Genomic DNA, 14839 nt, shown 5'->3' on the forward strand with positions numbered 1-14839 from the left:
GAAGATGTCTCAGGCAGTCGAAGGGCAGGTCGTGATGCCCTTCTACGTCCTCTGCGACGTGTCGGGTTCGATGTGGGCCGACATGCCGGCACTGAACGCGGGCCTTGCCCAACTGCGTCAGGCCGTCATGCGCGACCCGGTGGTCGACGACCTGGCGATGATGAGCGTCATCGCCTTCGCTGACACAGCTCACACCGTCGTACCGCTGAGCTTCCCCAGCCAGGTGGAGCCGCCGGCCCTCGTATCCGGGGGTCTCACCAACTTCGGGCCGGCCTTCCGCGAGTTTCACCGGGCTTTCGAAGCGGATCGGGTCCGCTTGAAGAGCGAAGGGAAACGGATCTTCCGTCCGTGCGTGTTCTTCCTCACCGACGGTGAGCCGACCGACGGCGACTACGCGCAGGTCTTCGCGTCGCTGCTGCGTTATGACGTGATCACCAAGCAGGGTAACCCGCGGTATCCGTATGTAACCGCCTTCGGCTTCCGCGAGGCAACGGCGGAGACCATGCAGACCCTCACGTACCCGGACTTCGGCGAGAAGCGTGGCCGCTACTTCCTGGCCCGGGATGGCGCCGTGGTCTCGGAGATCCTGAGCGCGATCGCCGGCGCCATCGCCACCTCGGTCATCGGCTCAGCGCTGAGTACCGGCAGTGGCAAGCCCCAGTACATGGCGCCCGCGAAGGACGCCGTCGGAGGCATGAAGGGCAGCCTCATCCGCTGAGGGGCGGGCTGTCCGTCAGGGAGGAGCAGGCGGGATTCCGCCGTCCCCCAAGACCATCGGAGGAGAAGCCATGTCCGAGCGGGCCACCGAGGGGCAGGTAGTGATGCCCTTCTACATCGTCTGTGACGTCTCCGGATCCATGTGCGGCGACATGGCCGATCTCAACGCAGGGGTCGCCGGTCTGCGCCAGGAGATCATGAAGGACCCCGTCGCCGACGACCTGGCGATGCTCAGTGTCATCGCGTTCGACGACACCGCCCGCACCGTGATGCCACTCAACTTCCCGAGCGCGATGGAACTGCAGACCCTGAACTGTGGTGGCCTGACCAACTACACCGCCGCCTTTCAGGAGTTCCACCGGGCATTCGAGGCCGATCGGGTCCGGCTGAAGAGCGAAGGCAAGAGGGTTTTTCGCCCGTGCATCTTCTTCCTCACCGACGGCGAGCCGACGAGCAGAGACCACCGGCAGGTCTTCCAGCAGCTCCTCGCGTACGACCCGGTCACCAAGCAGGGGAACCGCCGCTACCCGTACGTCACACCGTTCGGATTCCGTAGCGCGACTGAGGAGTCGATGAAGGCCCTCGCCTACCCCAACTTCGGTGAGAAGAAGGGACGCTACTTCCTGGCGAAGCAGGGCGCATCGGTCCCGAGCCTGCTCAAGGCCATCTCCGGAATGATCGGCACCTCAGTGCTCTCCTCCAGCCTGAGCGGCACTGTCGGGACGTTCCAGTACACCCCGCCGGCCACCGACGCGTCGCCGGAACTGGAGGGCAGCTTTGTCGACGACTGACGTGTGGCGGCGTACCGAGACGCCCGGGGCGAGTCCGTACGTGATCGGCGATCCGGGCCGTGCCGCCACTCAGTTGGAACCCGGCCCGCCCACGCGCTTCCCGGACTCGGCCGATCACGAGCTGAGCGACTGTCGAGTGCCAGGCGCACAGGTCCGTGCCGCCAGCGTACGAGGAATCCTGCATCGCTATCGCAATCAGCCGCGGCAGGACCGCTTCTCGGTGGTCTTCGACCCGCCCACGATGACGCTGGTCGTTACCGTCTGCGACGGCGTCGGGCAGTTCCCCCTGTCGCAGGAGGCGGCCGGGTTCGCGGCGGCCGACGTACCTCGCGCCTACCTCCGTCACGGTGACTGGCAGCTCGCCGTGACCGAGGTCAACGAGCGTCTCAAGGACTTCGTCGCGACGGCCGGGAGCCGTCCGCACCTCGATCACGTCCCTGATGGCGTCCGGATGGCGACGACCCTCGTGGCCGCGGCGATACGTCTCGATCCGGACGAACGGCACGTCTCCGTCGCCTGGACCGACGACTCGTCGGCCTGGGTGCTGGCCGAAGGCCGGTGGCGGAACCTGACGCACGATCCGGACGCCGGCGACGACGACAACGGCTTGCACTCCGGCCGGGTCAGGGCGCTGCCGCACGCCGACCCCCGGCTCAGGACAGCCGAGCACCTCCTCGGCGACGGGCCGCTCTTCCTCATGACCGATGGCGTGGGCGTCCCGCTCGAGGGCTCCGTGCAGGTGCGTGAGACCCTCGCCGGCTGGTGGGCCACCGCCCCCGACGTCTTCACCTTCGCTCAGCAGGTCGGCTTCGCGCGGAAAGGCCATATGGACGACCGCACCGTCGTCGGCGTCTGGTTCGAGGCGAGCCAGCCGTGATCCGCATCGACAGACGTCGGCTGGGCACACTCAAGCCGCTCGGCCAGGGCGGGATGGCACAGGTGCATCTCGTCGGTGACCACATCCCTGAGTTGCCGGGCAGGCTCGCGTTCAAGGAGCTGTTGCCGTCCGTCGACGCGAAGAACCGTGGACCCATGCTCAGCACAATGCGGCAGGCTGTCGCGCTCCGTGACGCGATGAGCCCGGCGGAGCAGGCCGAGCTCGACCTCCTCACCGTGTGGCCGCTGGCCATGGTCCATGAGAAGGGCACCGACGTGGGCATGCTCATGCGGTGTATCCCTGACGACTTCTTCATCGACGCCAATGGCGGACGCCGGGTCTTCGAGTTCCAGCTGCTCGGCGCCGACTCGAAACAGGCCAAGGAGAACGGTTTCGACAAGAGCCGCGCACCGGCCGACAAGGAACTCGTCCGCCTGGCCTTGATGGCCCGCCTCGCGTACGCGATCGAAGTGATCCACCGGCCACGAGGCGGCCGGCGTCTCGTCTACGGCGACATGAACCTGCGCAACGCCGCCGTGGCCACCGATCCGCCACGAATCCTGCTGATGGACTGCGACGGGGTAGCCGATGTCGCCGACGCCACCCGGATCCAGCCGAACACGCCGTTCTTCGTGCCGCCGGAGGTGCGGAAGAAGCAGCAGAAGCTGCAGGACCAGCTCACCGACGTCTACAAACTCGCACTGTGCGTGATCCGGGGCCTCGCCACCGGTCGCGGGTCCACCCAGCTATCCGATCCGGCCAGCCCGCTCGTCCCCCCGGGCCTGCTCGACCAGGTAGGAATCGACCTGCTCAGGCGTGCGCTCAGTGACGACCGTGTCCAGCGGCCTACCGCGCAGGAGATCAAGGAATATCTCGTCGGCCGGGTGCTCGATCTCGCCGACCCACCGGCACTGCTGTCCGCGGAGCTCAGCACCAACGTGACGCTGCGTGGCTCCGAGGTCTTCGTCCGCTGGCAGCACAAGGGCGCCAAATCGGTCCGCATATTCAGCGACGTCAACAACTTCGCCGTCGGGGATCTCGACCCCGACGGCTACCCGAACGGCTATCCCGTCAAGCCGCCTACGGCGTGCGAGATCAGGGTCGCCGTCGTCAACGACCATGGCGAGGACGAAGGACCGGCGGGCCGGCTGCACTACTACGAGATGCCGCCGGTGCAGGTCTCGGTCAACCCGCCCGCAGTCGTGCTGCCGGACCTGCCGGTGATGCGGCTGCCTCGTACACACGCAGAGCTTCCGCCGTACCCACTGCCCGCGGCGGACGTCGTTCCGCTGCCACCGTTGCACTGGCCGCAGGTGCCGCCGGTGGACCTCGCGCCGGCTGTGCCTGAGGCGCACACGGCGAAGCAGCTACGGGACGTGATCGGGAGCGCCTACCGGGCCGCCGGCGTCGGGGTCGACGCCGCGATCCGCGAAATGCTGCGGCGCACAGCACAGAAGCTTCGTGCGGATTCCAAGCAGAAGGCCTCCGCCAGCGGTTTCCCTCCCCCGTGAAGACCTTGAAGGACTGATGCAGATGCAGAGATCCAGCACATTTCTGGCTCGTCTCGGCGGTGCCGACCCGGGTGTGCTCGCCCGCGCCAAGCAGATCAGCCGAGGCGGTGTGGCCAAGGACCAGGCCCGCTTCGTGGCGCTGGGGCTCGTGCTGCTCGCCACTGCCGGCTTGGCCGTGGTGTCGATGGCCTTCGCGATGACCGACGGGCTGCGCGTCGGTGTGGCCGGTGCGGTGCTCATCGGCATCTTCTGGGGCGTGATCATCCTGGTCGTCGACCGTGCGCTGATCCTCAGTCTGAAGCCGACCGGCAGCAAGTGGTTGCTTTTCTGGATGGTCCTGCCGCGGATCCTCATGGCGGCTCTGCTCGGCCTGGTCATCTCGACTCCGCTGACGCTGCGCATCTTCGCCGACGAGATCGAACAGCAGATGACGCTCGACAACATCAGAAAGGCGGAGGGCGCGTCGATCGTACTGGCGGAGGGAAACCGGCAGAAGGAACTGGCGGATCTCAAAGGGGAGATCACGAAGTACGAGCGATACCTCGCCGGCGAGGTCGCGGTCAGCTCACCCGTGCTGGCCGCAGCCGAGGCGGAGCACACGCAGGCCACGACCGACTACCAGGCGAAACAGGCGAGCGCAGAGAAGGCGTGGGCTGCCTGGCGGTGCGAACTCGACGGCGAGCTCTGTGAAGCCGGCAGCGGCAAGCGGGGCGATGGCCCGCGCGCCCGGGCGCTTCGGCGGGAGTACGACCGGAAGGAGAAGGACGCGACAGCGGCCCGGAAGCTCGTCCAGACGAAGCTCGCAGCCCTCGAGAAGGCCCGGGCGGACTTGCGCCAGGACAGCAGCCGGACGGTCTCCGAAGCGCAGGGGGAGGCCAAACGAGTGCTGCCGGGCCTGCGCCAGCAGCGCGACATCCTCCAGGCGGCGATCCAGAGTGACCTGGACACGAGCAACAAGGAGGCCGCCGACAACACGGGGCTGCTGGCACGCCTGGTCGCGTTGGCTCACCTGGGGGACGAGAACGGCTGGGCGAAGCTGGCTCATCTGCTGGTCGCCGCACTGTTCTTCATGATCGAGCTACTACCGGTCGCGATCAAGTCGCTGTCCATCCTCGGCCCGCCCAGCGCCTACGACCAGATCGACGAGCTCGACACCAAGGAGGTCGTCAAGGCCGCAGGACGGCAGGAGTACATCGACAAAGATCTGGAGAAGCGCAAGAAGCGGATTGCTGAGGCGGTCCATGACGAGGTCGAGGCAGTGATGCTCGAGCTCGCCGCTGACCAGGTCGAAGCGTGGAAGCATAAGGTGAGGCAGATGGGTGTCCAGCCGCCCCCCAGCACCAGCAAGGGCAGTGGCTTCTGGCCCGGCAACGGCCAGCCTGCACAGGCCACCGGATCGGGCGCGCCACCGGCCCGGGCCACCGTCACGGGTCGACGTTCGGCGGCAGCGAGGGTCGCTGCCGCGCTGAACCTGCCCCCGTCGGCCAAGCGCCCGTCATGAGCTCCATCGGCATGACCCCGTACTGGCCCGCCGAGGAGGACTGGGCCGGCTTCCTGGTGGTGATCGTTCCCGTCGGTCCTCTGCCGCTGCCTGCCGAGGAACTGTGTCGGCAGGTGCAGGCGCAGATCGGTACCGACCCGGTGCTCTACGACCTGGTAACGGTGCGGCTCGCTCCCCGTTTCGAGCTCACACCGGAGTGGGACCGCGCGTTCGTGAGCACTGTGGTCGAGACGGCGATGCCGGCAGGCCACTTCTTCGCGCCGCGGGGCGTCATCGGGTTGGTGGTGGTGTCCGACGACCGGGAGAAGCTCCGCCACGTCTTCGACAGCCTGCGTGATCTGCCACCCAGCAGACGTCTGTGGGCGCGGATCTTCGGCACCGGCGTACGGGACTCCCGCAACGGAAGCTCGCCGACCGCCGCCGGAAGAGTCGCGAGCACCGTCAACACGCTCATCGAGATGTACGACGAGCAGCCTCAGATCGCTCTGCCCGAGTCCACATTCCTCGATCGGGTCAGCGCTCTGATCGAGGAGGGTTACCTGAGCCGCTCGGCACTCAGTCCCGAGCCGGTCCCGGTCTCAGCGTCGGTCGTGGAGCCCGCGCCGGCTCCAGAGCGACTAGAGCCGGTTGTCGAGCCGCCGCGCGCCACCGTGCCGGCACCCGCGGTCGAACGGCAGCCTCGCGCCGTACCGGCGCCCGATCCGGCGCCGGCGGGTACGCGAACCTCGATCGCCCCGAACGCCCGGTCTGCGCAGAAGCCCTTGCTGGAAGCGGTGATGTACGACGGCTCCGAGATCGTGACCGTAGACCAGCGCTCGCCGATTCAACGCCTGACCGGCCAGCAGCAGACGGACGCCGACTGCATGGACGAGCTTCATCGGGGCGGAACGACGGTCGGGCTCGTCCATCTCGTCTTCGTTCCGGACGACGGTGTCGTGCCCAGGCGGGTGACGAAGCGGCGCAACGAGGTTGCTCTGGAGCTCGATCAGCTGTTGGATTCCGTCGAACTCGACGCGGCGAGCGGCCAGCCGGTGCGCATTGCGGTCGAAGTTCTCTCGGCGACCAACCCGTTGCAGAAGCACGGCGTGCTTCGTGTCGCGGGCACCATCACCGAGGTCGCGCTGCCGAAGGTGAAGATCGAATACTTCTCGATGGCCGATGTCGTCGAGCCGCTGCTCGACGCGGCGGGCCGGACCTCGCGTGCATTACACGCCCGGGGGGTGCAGGTCGTGAGCCAGCACTTCGTCTTCCTGGCTGCGATGAGGTTCCCGGCCGACGAGGCGACCGAGGACGACTGGGTCAGACTGCTGGAGAACGGTCGAGTCACATGGGTCGACTTCAGCCCGGCCGGCGGACGTCAGGCGCTGCATCCGATGCCGCCGTCGCCGTTCGGCCTGCATGTGCTGACCGACAAGGAGGACGTACTGGCGGTGATCAAAGAGCAGTCCGGAGCCATCTACCGGTATGCGCAGCGGATGGCCACCAACCCGGCTCCGCACGACACGCCCGAGCAGGACGGGCACGAGCCGATCCCCTCGACGGCCAATGGCCGCCGCTGGTGGCGGTTCGGCAGAAGGCCGGGTGATTGAGGAACCCTTCGTCAGCTTTCGAGGCGGATCGTGCCTGAGAGTGATTGTGCGAATGCATTCAGCGATTTCTCAGGCGGTGTTGGTAGCTTCCCCGCTCAACGGCTTCCATTATGGACGCCGTTGATCTCGTTGTGGCACAAGGGTTTCACGTGAAAGTTTCACGGTCCCCGTGCCGCGCGTACGGCGGTCGTCGAGGGAGAGGTTCGTGGTGTTCAAGAAGATGCTTGGTGCGTTCGGGGTGGGCGGCCCGAGCGTCGATACGGTCCTGTCCAATCCGAGCATTCGCCCGGGCCTGATGCTGGGCGGCCAGGTGAACCTGACCGGCGGCAGCCACGATGTGGAGATCGACCACATCACCGTCGGGCTGGTCACCCGGGTGGAGATCGACGGCGCGGAGGAGGGGTACGACGCCCTCGTCGAGTTCCACCGCGTACAGGTCGCGGGTGGTCTGCACCTGCGCGAGGGTCAGCGGTTGTCGCTGCCGTTCCAGGTGGCGATGCCGTGGGAGACCCCGGCGACCGACCTGTACGGGCAGAATCTGCACGGCATGACGATGGGCCTGCGCACCGAGGTGGCGATCCGCGGCGCGATCGACAAGGGCGACCTGGACCCGGTGTACGTGCACCCGCTGCCGGTGCAGGAGCGCATCCTCGAGGCGTTCGGCCGGCTCGGCTTCGGCTTCAAGGGCGCCGACCTGGAACGCGGGCACATCTCCGGACTGCACCAGAGCCTGCCGTTCTACCAGGAAATCGAGTACTACGCCGCCCCGCAGTACGCCCGCGGCGTCAACGAGGTCGAGCTGACCTTCGTCGCGAACGAGCACGGCGTCGACGTGGTGCTGGAGTTCGACAAGCGCGGTGGCCTGTTCACCGCCGGCCACGACTCGTACGGCCGCTACCACGCCGCGCACGCCGACGCCGACCGCGTCGACTGGGCCGCGCAGGTCGACACCTGGGTCCGCCAGGCCCTCGACGGCTACCAGAGCCGGCACGCCGGCCACGGCTACGCCCCGCCCGCCCAGGGATACGGCGCGCCCGGCTACGGGCACACCGCCTACGGCCACCCGGGCGGGCACTCCAAGGAGGAGCACCACCAGGAGCGTCCCGGCGGTCCCGGCATGGGTGCGGTCGCCGCGGGCGTGGTGGGTGGCGCCGCCCTCGGCTTCGCCGGCGGCATGGTCGCCGACGAGGTCTTCGACTCCTTCGGCGACGACGAGGGCGGCGACGAAGAAGCCTGAGTCACTCGTCATCCACAGTGGACTGACGTATCCGCTTCGTGATCTAATTCTGGCGCTTTGTCCGTAAACGATCGGTTTTGACCGGTCGGGATTCCCGAAGGAGTGCGCATGCCCGTCACCGCCGACCTCACCAAGCTGGTCGACAAGGCCTACCAGGACAAGACCCTCACCGAGATCGTTGACGCCCCGGTGTCCGCCCTCGCCGGGGTCAGCGACGGTGACGCGAAGCTCCTCAAGGACGCCTTCAACATCACCACCGTCGGCGACCTGGGCCGCAACCCGTACTTCCGGACCGCCAACGCCCTGGTCGCCCTGACCGGCACCAAGTAGCCCCACCGCCGGCGGCCCGGGGAGACCTTTCCGGGCCGCCGGACGTCCGCTCCGACCGGTGTGGTTGGTCCCGGACGCTTCCGGGCAAGGGCTCGTCGGCACCTGTCTCGGTGGGACGGCCGGAGCGCTGGCCTACTGACCACCCACACCGGGACGTACGACGAGGGGAAGCCCCCACCGCGCTGCACCCGTTCGGGTACGCCCGCGAGCGCTACGTCTACTCGTTCATCGTCGCGATCATCCTGTTCACCCTCGGCGGTCTGTACGCCGTCTACGAGGGCTACCACAAGATCAGCGACCCGCATGAGCTGTCCTCACCGCTGATCGCCGTCGCCGTCCTGCTGATCGCGCTCGCCCTGGAGGGTTTCGCCCTGCGCACCGCGGTGAAGGAGGCGAACAAGGTACGCGGCACGCGGACCTGGGTCTCCTTCGTTCGCCACGCCCGCGCCCCGGAACTGCCGGTGACCCTGCTGGAGGACGCCGGCGCCCTGCTCGGCCTCCTGTTCGCCCTGGGCGGCGTGGGCCTGAGCGTGCTCACCGGGAACGCGCTCTTCGATGGCATCGCCACCCTGTGCATCGGCGTCCTGCTCGTCGTCATCGCCGTCGTCCTCGCCGTCGAGACCAAGAGCCTGCTCATCGGCGAGGCCGCGCTGCCCGAAGAGGTCACCGCGATCCACACCGAGCTGGTCTCCACCCCGGGCGTCGACCGGGTCATCCACCTGCGCACCGCCGCCGCGTCCGGCCCCGGCGACTGAGCACCGCTCCTCCCGTGGCCTGAACGGCAGGGCGGCCCGCGCACGGCTACCCGGCGAGTGCCTGGGTGCCGACGACGGTGAGCAGGGCCAGGCGGTCCGCGTCCCCGGTGCCCGGCTCGGCCGTGTAGATCATGATGCGCAGGTCGCTGCCCGCCACGGTGAGCACGTCGCAGTCCAGGGTCAGCGGGCCCACGTACGGATGATCGATGGTCTTGCGGGCGGCCTCGTGCCGGCCGACGGCGCCGGACTCCCACAGCCCGGCGAAGCGGTCGCTGTTCGCCCGCAGTTCCGCGACCAGCCGCCGGAGCCGTTCGTCGGCCGGATACCGCCCGCCGGCCGCGCGCAGGTCCGCGACGAGCGCGCTCTCGAACGCCCGCCGGGACTCCGGCGTGTGCCGGGCCCGGGTGCCCGGGCCGAGGAAGTGCCGCCACACGGCGTTGCGCTGGTTGCCGCGCCATCCGGACGGATCGCCCATCAGCGCCGCGTACGGCTGATTCGCCAACAGCAGCGCCCAGGACGCGTCGTAGACCGCCACCGGTGTCCCGGTCAGCCGGTCCAGCATCCGCTGGACGCTCGGGGTGATGCACGCGGGCACCGCCGCCGGACCCGGCAACGCCAGCCCGGCCAGCCGGAACAGGTACGCGCGCTCGTCCCCCGACAGCCGCAGCGCCCGAGCCAGCGCCTCGACGACCTGCGCCGACGGGTTCGACGCGCGGCCCTGTTCGAGGCGGGTCACGTAGTCCACGGAGATCCCGGCCAGCAGGGCCAGCTCCTCACGGCGCAGCCCGGCCGCGCGCCGATGCCCGCCCGCGGGCAGCCCGGCGGCCTCGGGCGAGACCCGGTCGCGCCAGCGGCGCACCGCCTGCCCGAACTCGCTCGTCGCCATGCCCACAAGTCTGCCCCGCCGCCCGCGGCCCTGACTGGTATCGGCAGTCCCAGGAAGACCTGGTGACTGGCTGACCGTCCCGCACGGCGAGAACCTGGCTCCATGACGACGACACTGATCACCGGGGCGAACAAGGGCCTCGGCTTCGAGACCGCTCGCCGGCTCGTCGCCGCGGGCCACACCGTCTACGTCGGCAGCCGGGACATCGAACGCGGGCGCCGTGCCGCCGAGCAGCTGGGCGCGCGGGCCGTCCAGCTCGACGTCACCGACGACGCCTCGGTGCGGGCCGCCGCGAAGGTCATCGAGGCTGCCGGCGGGCTCGACGTACTGATCAACAACGCGGGCGTCGAGGGACGCGGCCCCGGCAACGCCGTGATCGGCGCCGCGGACGTGACCGCCGACATGATGCGGGAGACGTTCGAGACGAACGTCTTCGGCACGGTACGCGTCACCCACGCGTTCCTGCCGCTGCTGCGGCGCTCGGCCGCTCCGGTCGTGGTCAACGTGAGCAGCGGGCTGGCCTCGCTGACCCGGGTCACCGACCCGGGTACCCCGACGTACGCGTACCCGGGAGTCGCCTACCCGGCCTCGAAGGCGGCGGTCAACATGATCACGGTGCAGTACGCGAAGGCGTTCCCGACGATGCGGATCAACGCGGTCGAGCCCGGCTTCACCAGGACCGACCTGAACGGCAACACCGGTGTCCAGGCCGTCGAGCAGGGCGCCGAGATCATCGTACGGATGGCGCAGGTGGGTCCGGGCGGTCCGACCGGAGGCTACTTCGACGCCGAAGGCCCCCTGCCCTGGTAGTGGTGGGCCTCGCTGTGACCCTGACGGGGAGCGACCAGAAAATCTAGGCCTGAACGACTAGACATCCTCAACGGTGTGGAATAATCTTCCTCGAGTCGAGAAGAAAGATCCGTCAAGATGCGGACGGGCCGCCCGGGCGTGAGGTCACGACGGACGGCAAGAGCGGAATTCGTTCCGCAGCAGTAGTGGGAGCACGTCAGCCCCAACGCGTGATGCGCGATGGGGCGTGTAGGTGGGGCCGAAGCTTGTTCAGGGCTCCAGCTGATGTTCGTCGCACTAGCGGGGCCATGAAGTCGCGTGGGCTCCGGTGTCGGCGGACCGTACGACCGAAGGGAAAGTAGAAGCAGAGGAAAGGGAGGGCCGTACACCCGTTGGATCGCCCGCCGGCAGCCGTCATTCCAGGCTCGGCGGACACCGCAGTTTCCATCGAACGAGAGGTGGTCTCCGGTCACGCATATGCGATCCTCGCACCCGAAGCCTTCAGTGGCCGGTGCGAATACGACAAGCCGACGTACCTGTCGGTAGATGGTGTTCTGACCCGTAACCCTGGGCCCCGGCGCTTGTGCGCCGGGGCCCTCGACGTGGAGGTGAGATGGGGCAAAACCTCGATGACATGTTCGGCGACGAGAACACGCCGGCCTACACGATCGGTCAGGCCGCGGAGATGCTCGGCGTTACGCAGGACTTCCTGCGCCGCCTGGACGAGGCCAGGCTGATCAACCCGCACCGCTCTGCCGGCGGGCACCGCCGCTACTCCCGCTACCAGTTGCGTCTGGCCGCCCGGGCCCGCGAGATGGTGGATCAGGGCACGGCCCTCGAGGCCGCCTGCCGGATCATCATCCTCGAAGACCAGCTCGAGGAGGCCCTGCGGCAGAACGAAAAGCGGTAGCGGGGGCCACTGCCGCAAGCCGGCCGGCCCGCTCCGGGGGCGGCTCAGGCCGCCGTCGATGGAGTTGGCGTCCGGATCACGTGCTATGGTAGCCGAGTTGCAGTTTTGATTTCCGTAGACGTTTTCCGGGCGCCTGATGGGTATCTGAAAACCATCCAGGCGCCTTTTCGTTTTTCGTGTCGTTTCGACGCGGGTGATCAACGCGGCGGCGTAAGGGTCCGCAGAGTGCGGTCTCTAACAGCCTGCGAAGGAGCAGACATGGCTACAGGTACCGTGAAGTGGTTCAACGCCGACAAGGGCTTCGGCTTCATCAGCCCGGACGGCGGCGGCGCCGACGTCTTCGCCCACTTCTCCGCGATCTCGGCGAGCGGCTTCCGCAGCCTGGACGAGAACCAGAAGGTGGAGTTCGACGTCACCCAGGGCCAGAAGGGCCCGCAGGCGGAGAACATTCGCCCGCTCTGATCCACGCTCTGCAAGCGGCGGCCCGACTGGTTCAGCGGGCCGTCGTTTCGGCGTCTCAAGCGTTCGCCGCGGCATTGCACCCGACCTCTGGCGCTGGCCTGCCAAGCATCGACCCTTATCCCTAACGAGCCGAATACCGCATCGCCGCCCCCTTACGGCCGAGGCACGTACGGCCGCGGTCAGGTGGAGCACCACGGCCGGACTCGACGCCGCAGCTCCTGACTGTGCGGCAGCCCGGACCCGGGGGTGCACGGCGTCACCTCCTGAAGGGCTGATGACCATGACGACGAACTACTCGGGTCCGGCGAGGCTGATCCTGGTCGACGGCGCCTGCATCTCCGGCATGGCTTCCCTCAGCACCAACCAGCGCGGAGGACTCAACGGCTGGGGCGGCACGTTCCGTCCGGACGAGATCACGGCAGACCTTCGCAACGCAGCCCAAGGGCTGCAATTGGAGCTGCCCTACGATCGGGTGGGGACTGTCGCCGTCACCGGCATGCGCAAGCTACTCGCCACGCAGGTGTTGGTGTCGTTGCAAGGCCGCGGACCCGCACCATTCTGATCTGATTGTCCGCCGCGCGGCGGAACGTCGTTGATCTCCGATGAGGTGCGCGGTGTGCGCTCTCCAGTGGATGCCAACCCGGGTGAACCGGTGCCAACGCGGCTCACCGCGACCGACCGCCGGTCAGAACCTGCGGTTCCTGTGCGCGGGGTGTGCTCCTGGGCTGCGACAACGGCGGCCAGGGGAACGTGGGCCACTCCCTTTCACCCTGGTGAACCCCGAGGTCGCGAGACTGGGCCCTCGCGCCCTCGTAGCTCAGGGGATAGAGCATCGGTTTCCTAAGACGACGCTCTATCTGTACCCGGAGGCTGACTACCTGCCGGTTCCCATTTTGTTTTCGTGTTAGTGGGTCGCACACGCGCGTTGCTGTGCTCGCTTGCTGAAGATCAGCAGAACGGGCGTAAGTCCTGTTCAGGCCATGCTTCGGTCGCTTCGACGCGTCCTCGCCGAGATCCGGTGAAGCTGCCGCGTCGCCTCAGTTTACGGTGTCGCGAGAGCGTGGGACAACAGCGTGGCGAGTTTGGCTGCGCGTGCCGGGTGCTGATGGCCGACCCAGAGAACTCGTCCGATCAGGTATTGAGCGAAGTAGGGGTGGCCGGTCCGATTTTGGCCGGCGAGGCCGGTGCGGGCGGCGTTGTGGAGGATGGCGCGGAGCCGGTCGTATTCGTCGCGTGGTGCGGCGGGGTGGTGGTGGTTGACGACGAGTCCGGCGAGGAGTTGCCGGTCGGCCCGACCGCGGACGCGGGTCTTGGCTGGATGGACTCGGAACCCCTCCTCGCGGGCGATGTCGGTGACGTCGGCGATCAGGTCGTGGATGCGGCGTGGGGTGAGGTCGCTAGAGAAGGCGAGGTCGTCGGCGTACCGGGTGTAGGTGGTCTCGAAGGCCTTGGCGAGGCCGGTGAGGCGTCGGTCGAGTCGGTAGGCGCACAGGTTGGCTAGAGCGGGGGAGGTGGGCGCGCCTTGGGGCAGGTGGCCGGTGCGCAGCGCGGCGAGCCGGGCCGCCCGGTGCGGCAGGCCGGTGGGTGCGCGGCGGAGGACGGGGTTCGGGGTGCGGGTGGTGCAGAGTCCGGTGAGGGTGTGGGCGACGGGTTCGGGGTAGCCGGCGGTGCGGAACAGTCCGTGGACGCGGGTGGCGGGGATGTGGGAGAAGAAGGCGAGCAGGTCGATCCGGACGACGACCGGTTGTGCGGTGTGGGCGGCGGCGAAGGTGTGCGGGGAGCGGCCGGGTACGAAGCCGTGGGCGGCGGGGTGGACCGGGATGGGGCCGAGGACCTCGGCGAGGAGCCGGCGTTGCAGGGCGCGTAGCCGTGATTTCGGTGCCTCGATCAGCCGGCCCCGGTCGGTCCATCGGTAGTGGTAGTGGTGCAGCCGGTGGGCGGTGGCGCGTCGGTTCATGGCGCGTCGGTCGGCGTACCAGTCGAGGTGTTCGATGCTCAGGTCGAGCATCGCGGCCAGGTCATCGACGGTGTCGATGACGGGGGTGTGCCAGGGCCGGCGGACGGTGCGGGTCGGCGTCACCGGCCGGGCACGGATGACGATCGGCCGCTGGTGCTGGCGGGCGGCGGCGACTGCCGCGCGCAGCGGGTCAAGGGTGCTCAGGAACGTGGCCAGCTCGCGTGGCCGGTCGGTGGGTGGGCGCGGGTAGGCGACCAGCACCGCGTCGGCGACCGGCCACAGCCAGCGGCGTCGAACCCCGAGGACGAGCCCACCCTGGTCGACGAGATCGGCGCGGCGCCAGCCGCCGCCGGCGAGGAATGCGTCGGCGAGCGCGGTGGCGAGGGCGTTGATGGTGGTCACGATCGGGCCGGTGGTGGCAGCGTGTCCCGACGATGCCCGGTCGTGCGGGTGCACAGGCTCGCGGAGCGTGCCGACGCACCTGTGGTGTGGTGCCGAGGTGAGTATCGCGTCCCCGGGGTTGCCCC

Annotated in this window: 15 protein-coding genes; 13 read left to right on the plus strand and 2 right to left on the minus strand. The window is 68.5% G+C overall.

Annotated features, from left to right (window positions below):
* Positions 1-4: 4 nt before the first annotated feature.
* From CLT75_RS27345 to CLT75_RS27385, 9 genes are all read left to right on the plus strand, one after another.
* Positions 5-718 carry a vWA domain-containing protein gene (locus CLT75_RS27345; RefSeq protein WP_135243067.1) on the plus strand — a complete coding sequence of 238 codons (714 nt, stop codon included), beginning with the start codon at positions 5-7 and terminating at the stop codon, positions 716-718.
* Positions 719-788: 70 nt separating this feature from the next.
* Positions 789-1508, plus strand: a complete 720-nt coding sequence (locus tag CLT75_RS27350) for a VWA domain-containing protein (protein WP_135243068.1) — start codon at positions 789-791, stop codon at positions 1506-1508.
* Positions 1509-1548: 40 nt separating this feature from the next.
* On the plus strand, positions 1549-2385 hold the full coding sequence (locus tag CLT75_RS27355; RefSeq protein ID WP_167796974.1) for a protein phosphatase 2C domain-containing protein: 837 nt from the start codon (positions 1549-1551) through the stop codon (positions 2383-2385).
* The gene (locus CLT75_RS27360) at positions 2382-3896 is read left to right on the plus strand and encodes a protein kinase family protein (RefSeq protein WP_135243070.1); all 1515 of its coding nucleotides are present in this window, start codon (positions 2382-2384) and stop codon (positions 3894-3896) included. The genes CLT75_RS27355 and CLT75_RS27360 overlap by 4 nt, the downstream gene beginning before the upstream one ends.
* A 22-nt stretch (positions 3897-3918) precedes the next feature.
* The gene (locus tag CLT75_RS27365; protein ID WP_167796975.1) at positions 3919-5397 is read left to right on the plus strand and encodes a DUF4407 domain-containing protein; all 1479 of its coding nucleotides are present in this window, start codon (positions 3919-3921) and stop codon (positions 5395-5397) included.
* On the plus strand, positions 5394-6986 hold the full coding sequence (locus tag CLT75_RS27370) for a hypothetical protein (protein ID WP_135243072.1): 1593 nt from the start codon (positions 5394-5396) through the stop codon (positions 6984-6986). The genes CLT75_RS27365 and CLT75_RS27370 overlap by 4 nt, the downstream gene beginning before the upstream one ends.
* A gap of 205 nt (positions 6987-7191) precedes the next feature.
* The gene (locus CLT75_RS27375; RefSeq protein ID WP_135243073.1) at positions 7192-8223 is read left to right on the plus strand and encodes a sporulation protein; all 1032 of its coding nucleotides are present in this window, start codon (positions 7192-7194) and stop codon (positions 8221-8223) included.
* 108 nt (positions 8224-8331) lie between these two features.
* Positions 8332-8553: a hypothetical protein gene (locus tag CLT75_RS27380; RefSeq protein WP_135243074.1), complete on the plus strand. Its 222-nt coding sequence runs from the start codon at positions 8332-8334 to the stop codon at positions 8551-8553.
* A 110-nt stretch (positions 8554-8663) separates the two neighbouring features.
* On the plus strand, positions 8664-9308 hold the full coding sequence (locus tag CLT75_RS27385; RefSeq protein WP_135243075.1) for a cation efflux transmembrane domain-containing protein: 645 nt from the start codon (positions 8664-8666) through the stop codon (positions 9306-9308).
* A gap of 46 nt (positions 9309-9354) precedes the next feature.
* On the opposite strand, the gene CLT75_RS27390 is transcribed toward CLT75_RS27385, so the two are convergent.
* The gene (locus CLT75_RS27390) at positions 9355-10194 is read right to left on the minus strand and encodes an MmyB family transcriptional regulator (protein ID WP_135243076.1); all 840 of its coding nucleotides are present in this window, start codon (positions 10192-10194) and stop codon (positions 9355-9357) included.
* 102 nt (positions 10195-10296) lie between these two features.
* Here CLT75_RS27390 and CLT75_RS27395 point away from each other — a divergent pair, with 102 nt between their 5' ends.
* The 4 genes from CLT75_RS27395 to CLT75_RS27410 all read left to right on the plus strand — a co-directional run bounded on the left by CLT75_RS27395 (position 10297) and on the right by CLT75_RS27410 (position 12917).
* Positions 10297-11004 (plus strand): SDR family oxidoreductase, encoded by a 708-nt coding sequence (locus tag CLT75_RS27395; protein WP_135243077.1) that lies wholly within the window; start codon positions 10297-10299, stop codon positions 11002-11004.
* A gap of 592 nt (positions 11005-11596) precedes the next feature.
* Positions 11597-11893: a helix-turn-helix domain-containing protein gene (locus CLT75_RS27400; protein WP_135243078.1), complete on the plus strand. Its 297-nt coding sequence runs from the start codon at positions 11597-11599 to the stop codon at positions 11891-11893.
* Between the two features lie 258 nt (positions 11894-12151).
* Positions 12152-12355 (plus strand): cold-shock protein, encoded by a 204-nt coding sequence (locus CLT75_RS27405; RefSeq protein WP_135243079.1) that lies wholly within the window; start codon positions 12152-12154, stop codon positions 12353-12355.
* Between the two features lie 280 nt (positions 12356-12635).
* Entirely contained in the window at positions 12636-12917 is a 282-nt protein-coding gene (locus tag CLT75_RS27410) for a hypothetical protein (RefSeq protein ID WP_486485284.1), read from the plus strand.
* 480 nt (positions 12918-13397) lie between these two features.
* Here the strand turns inward: CLT75_RS27410 and CLT75_RS27415 are convergent, their stop codons facing one another.
* Positions 13398-14714: a reverse transcriptase family protein gene (locus tag CLT75_RS27415; RefSeq protein ID WP_209310392.1), complete on the minus strand. Its 1317-nt coding sequence runs from the start codon at positions 14712-14714 to the stop codon at positions 13398-13400.
* Between the last annotated feature and the right edge of the window lie 125 nt (positions 14715-14839).

Source organism: Micromonospora sp. CNZ285 (assembly GCF_004637285.1).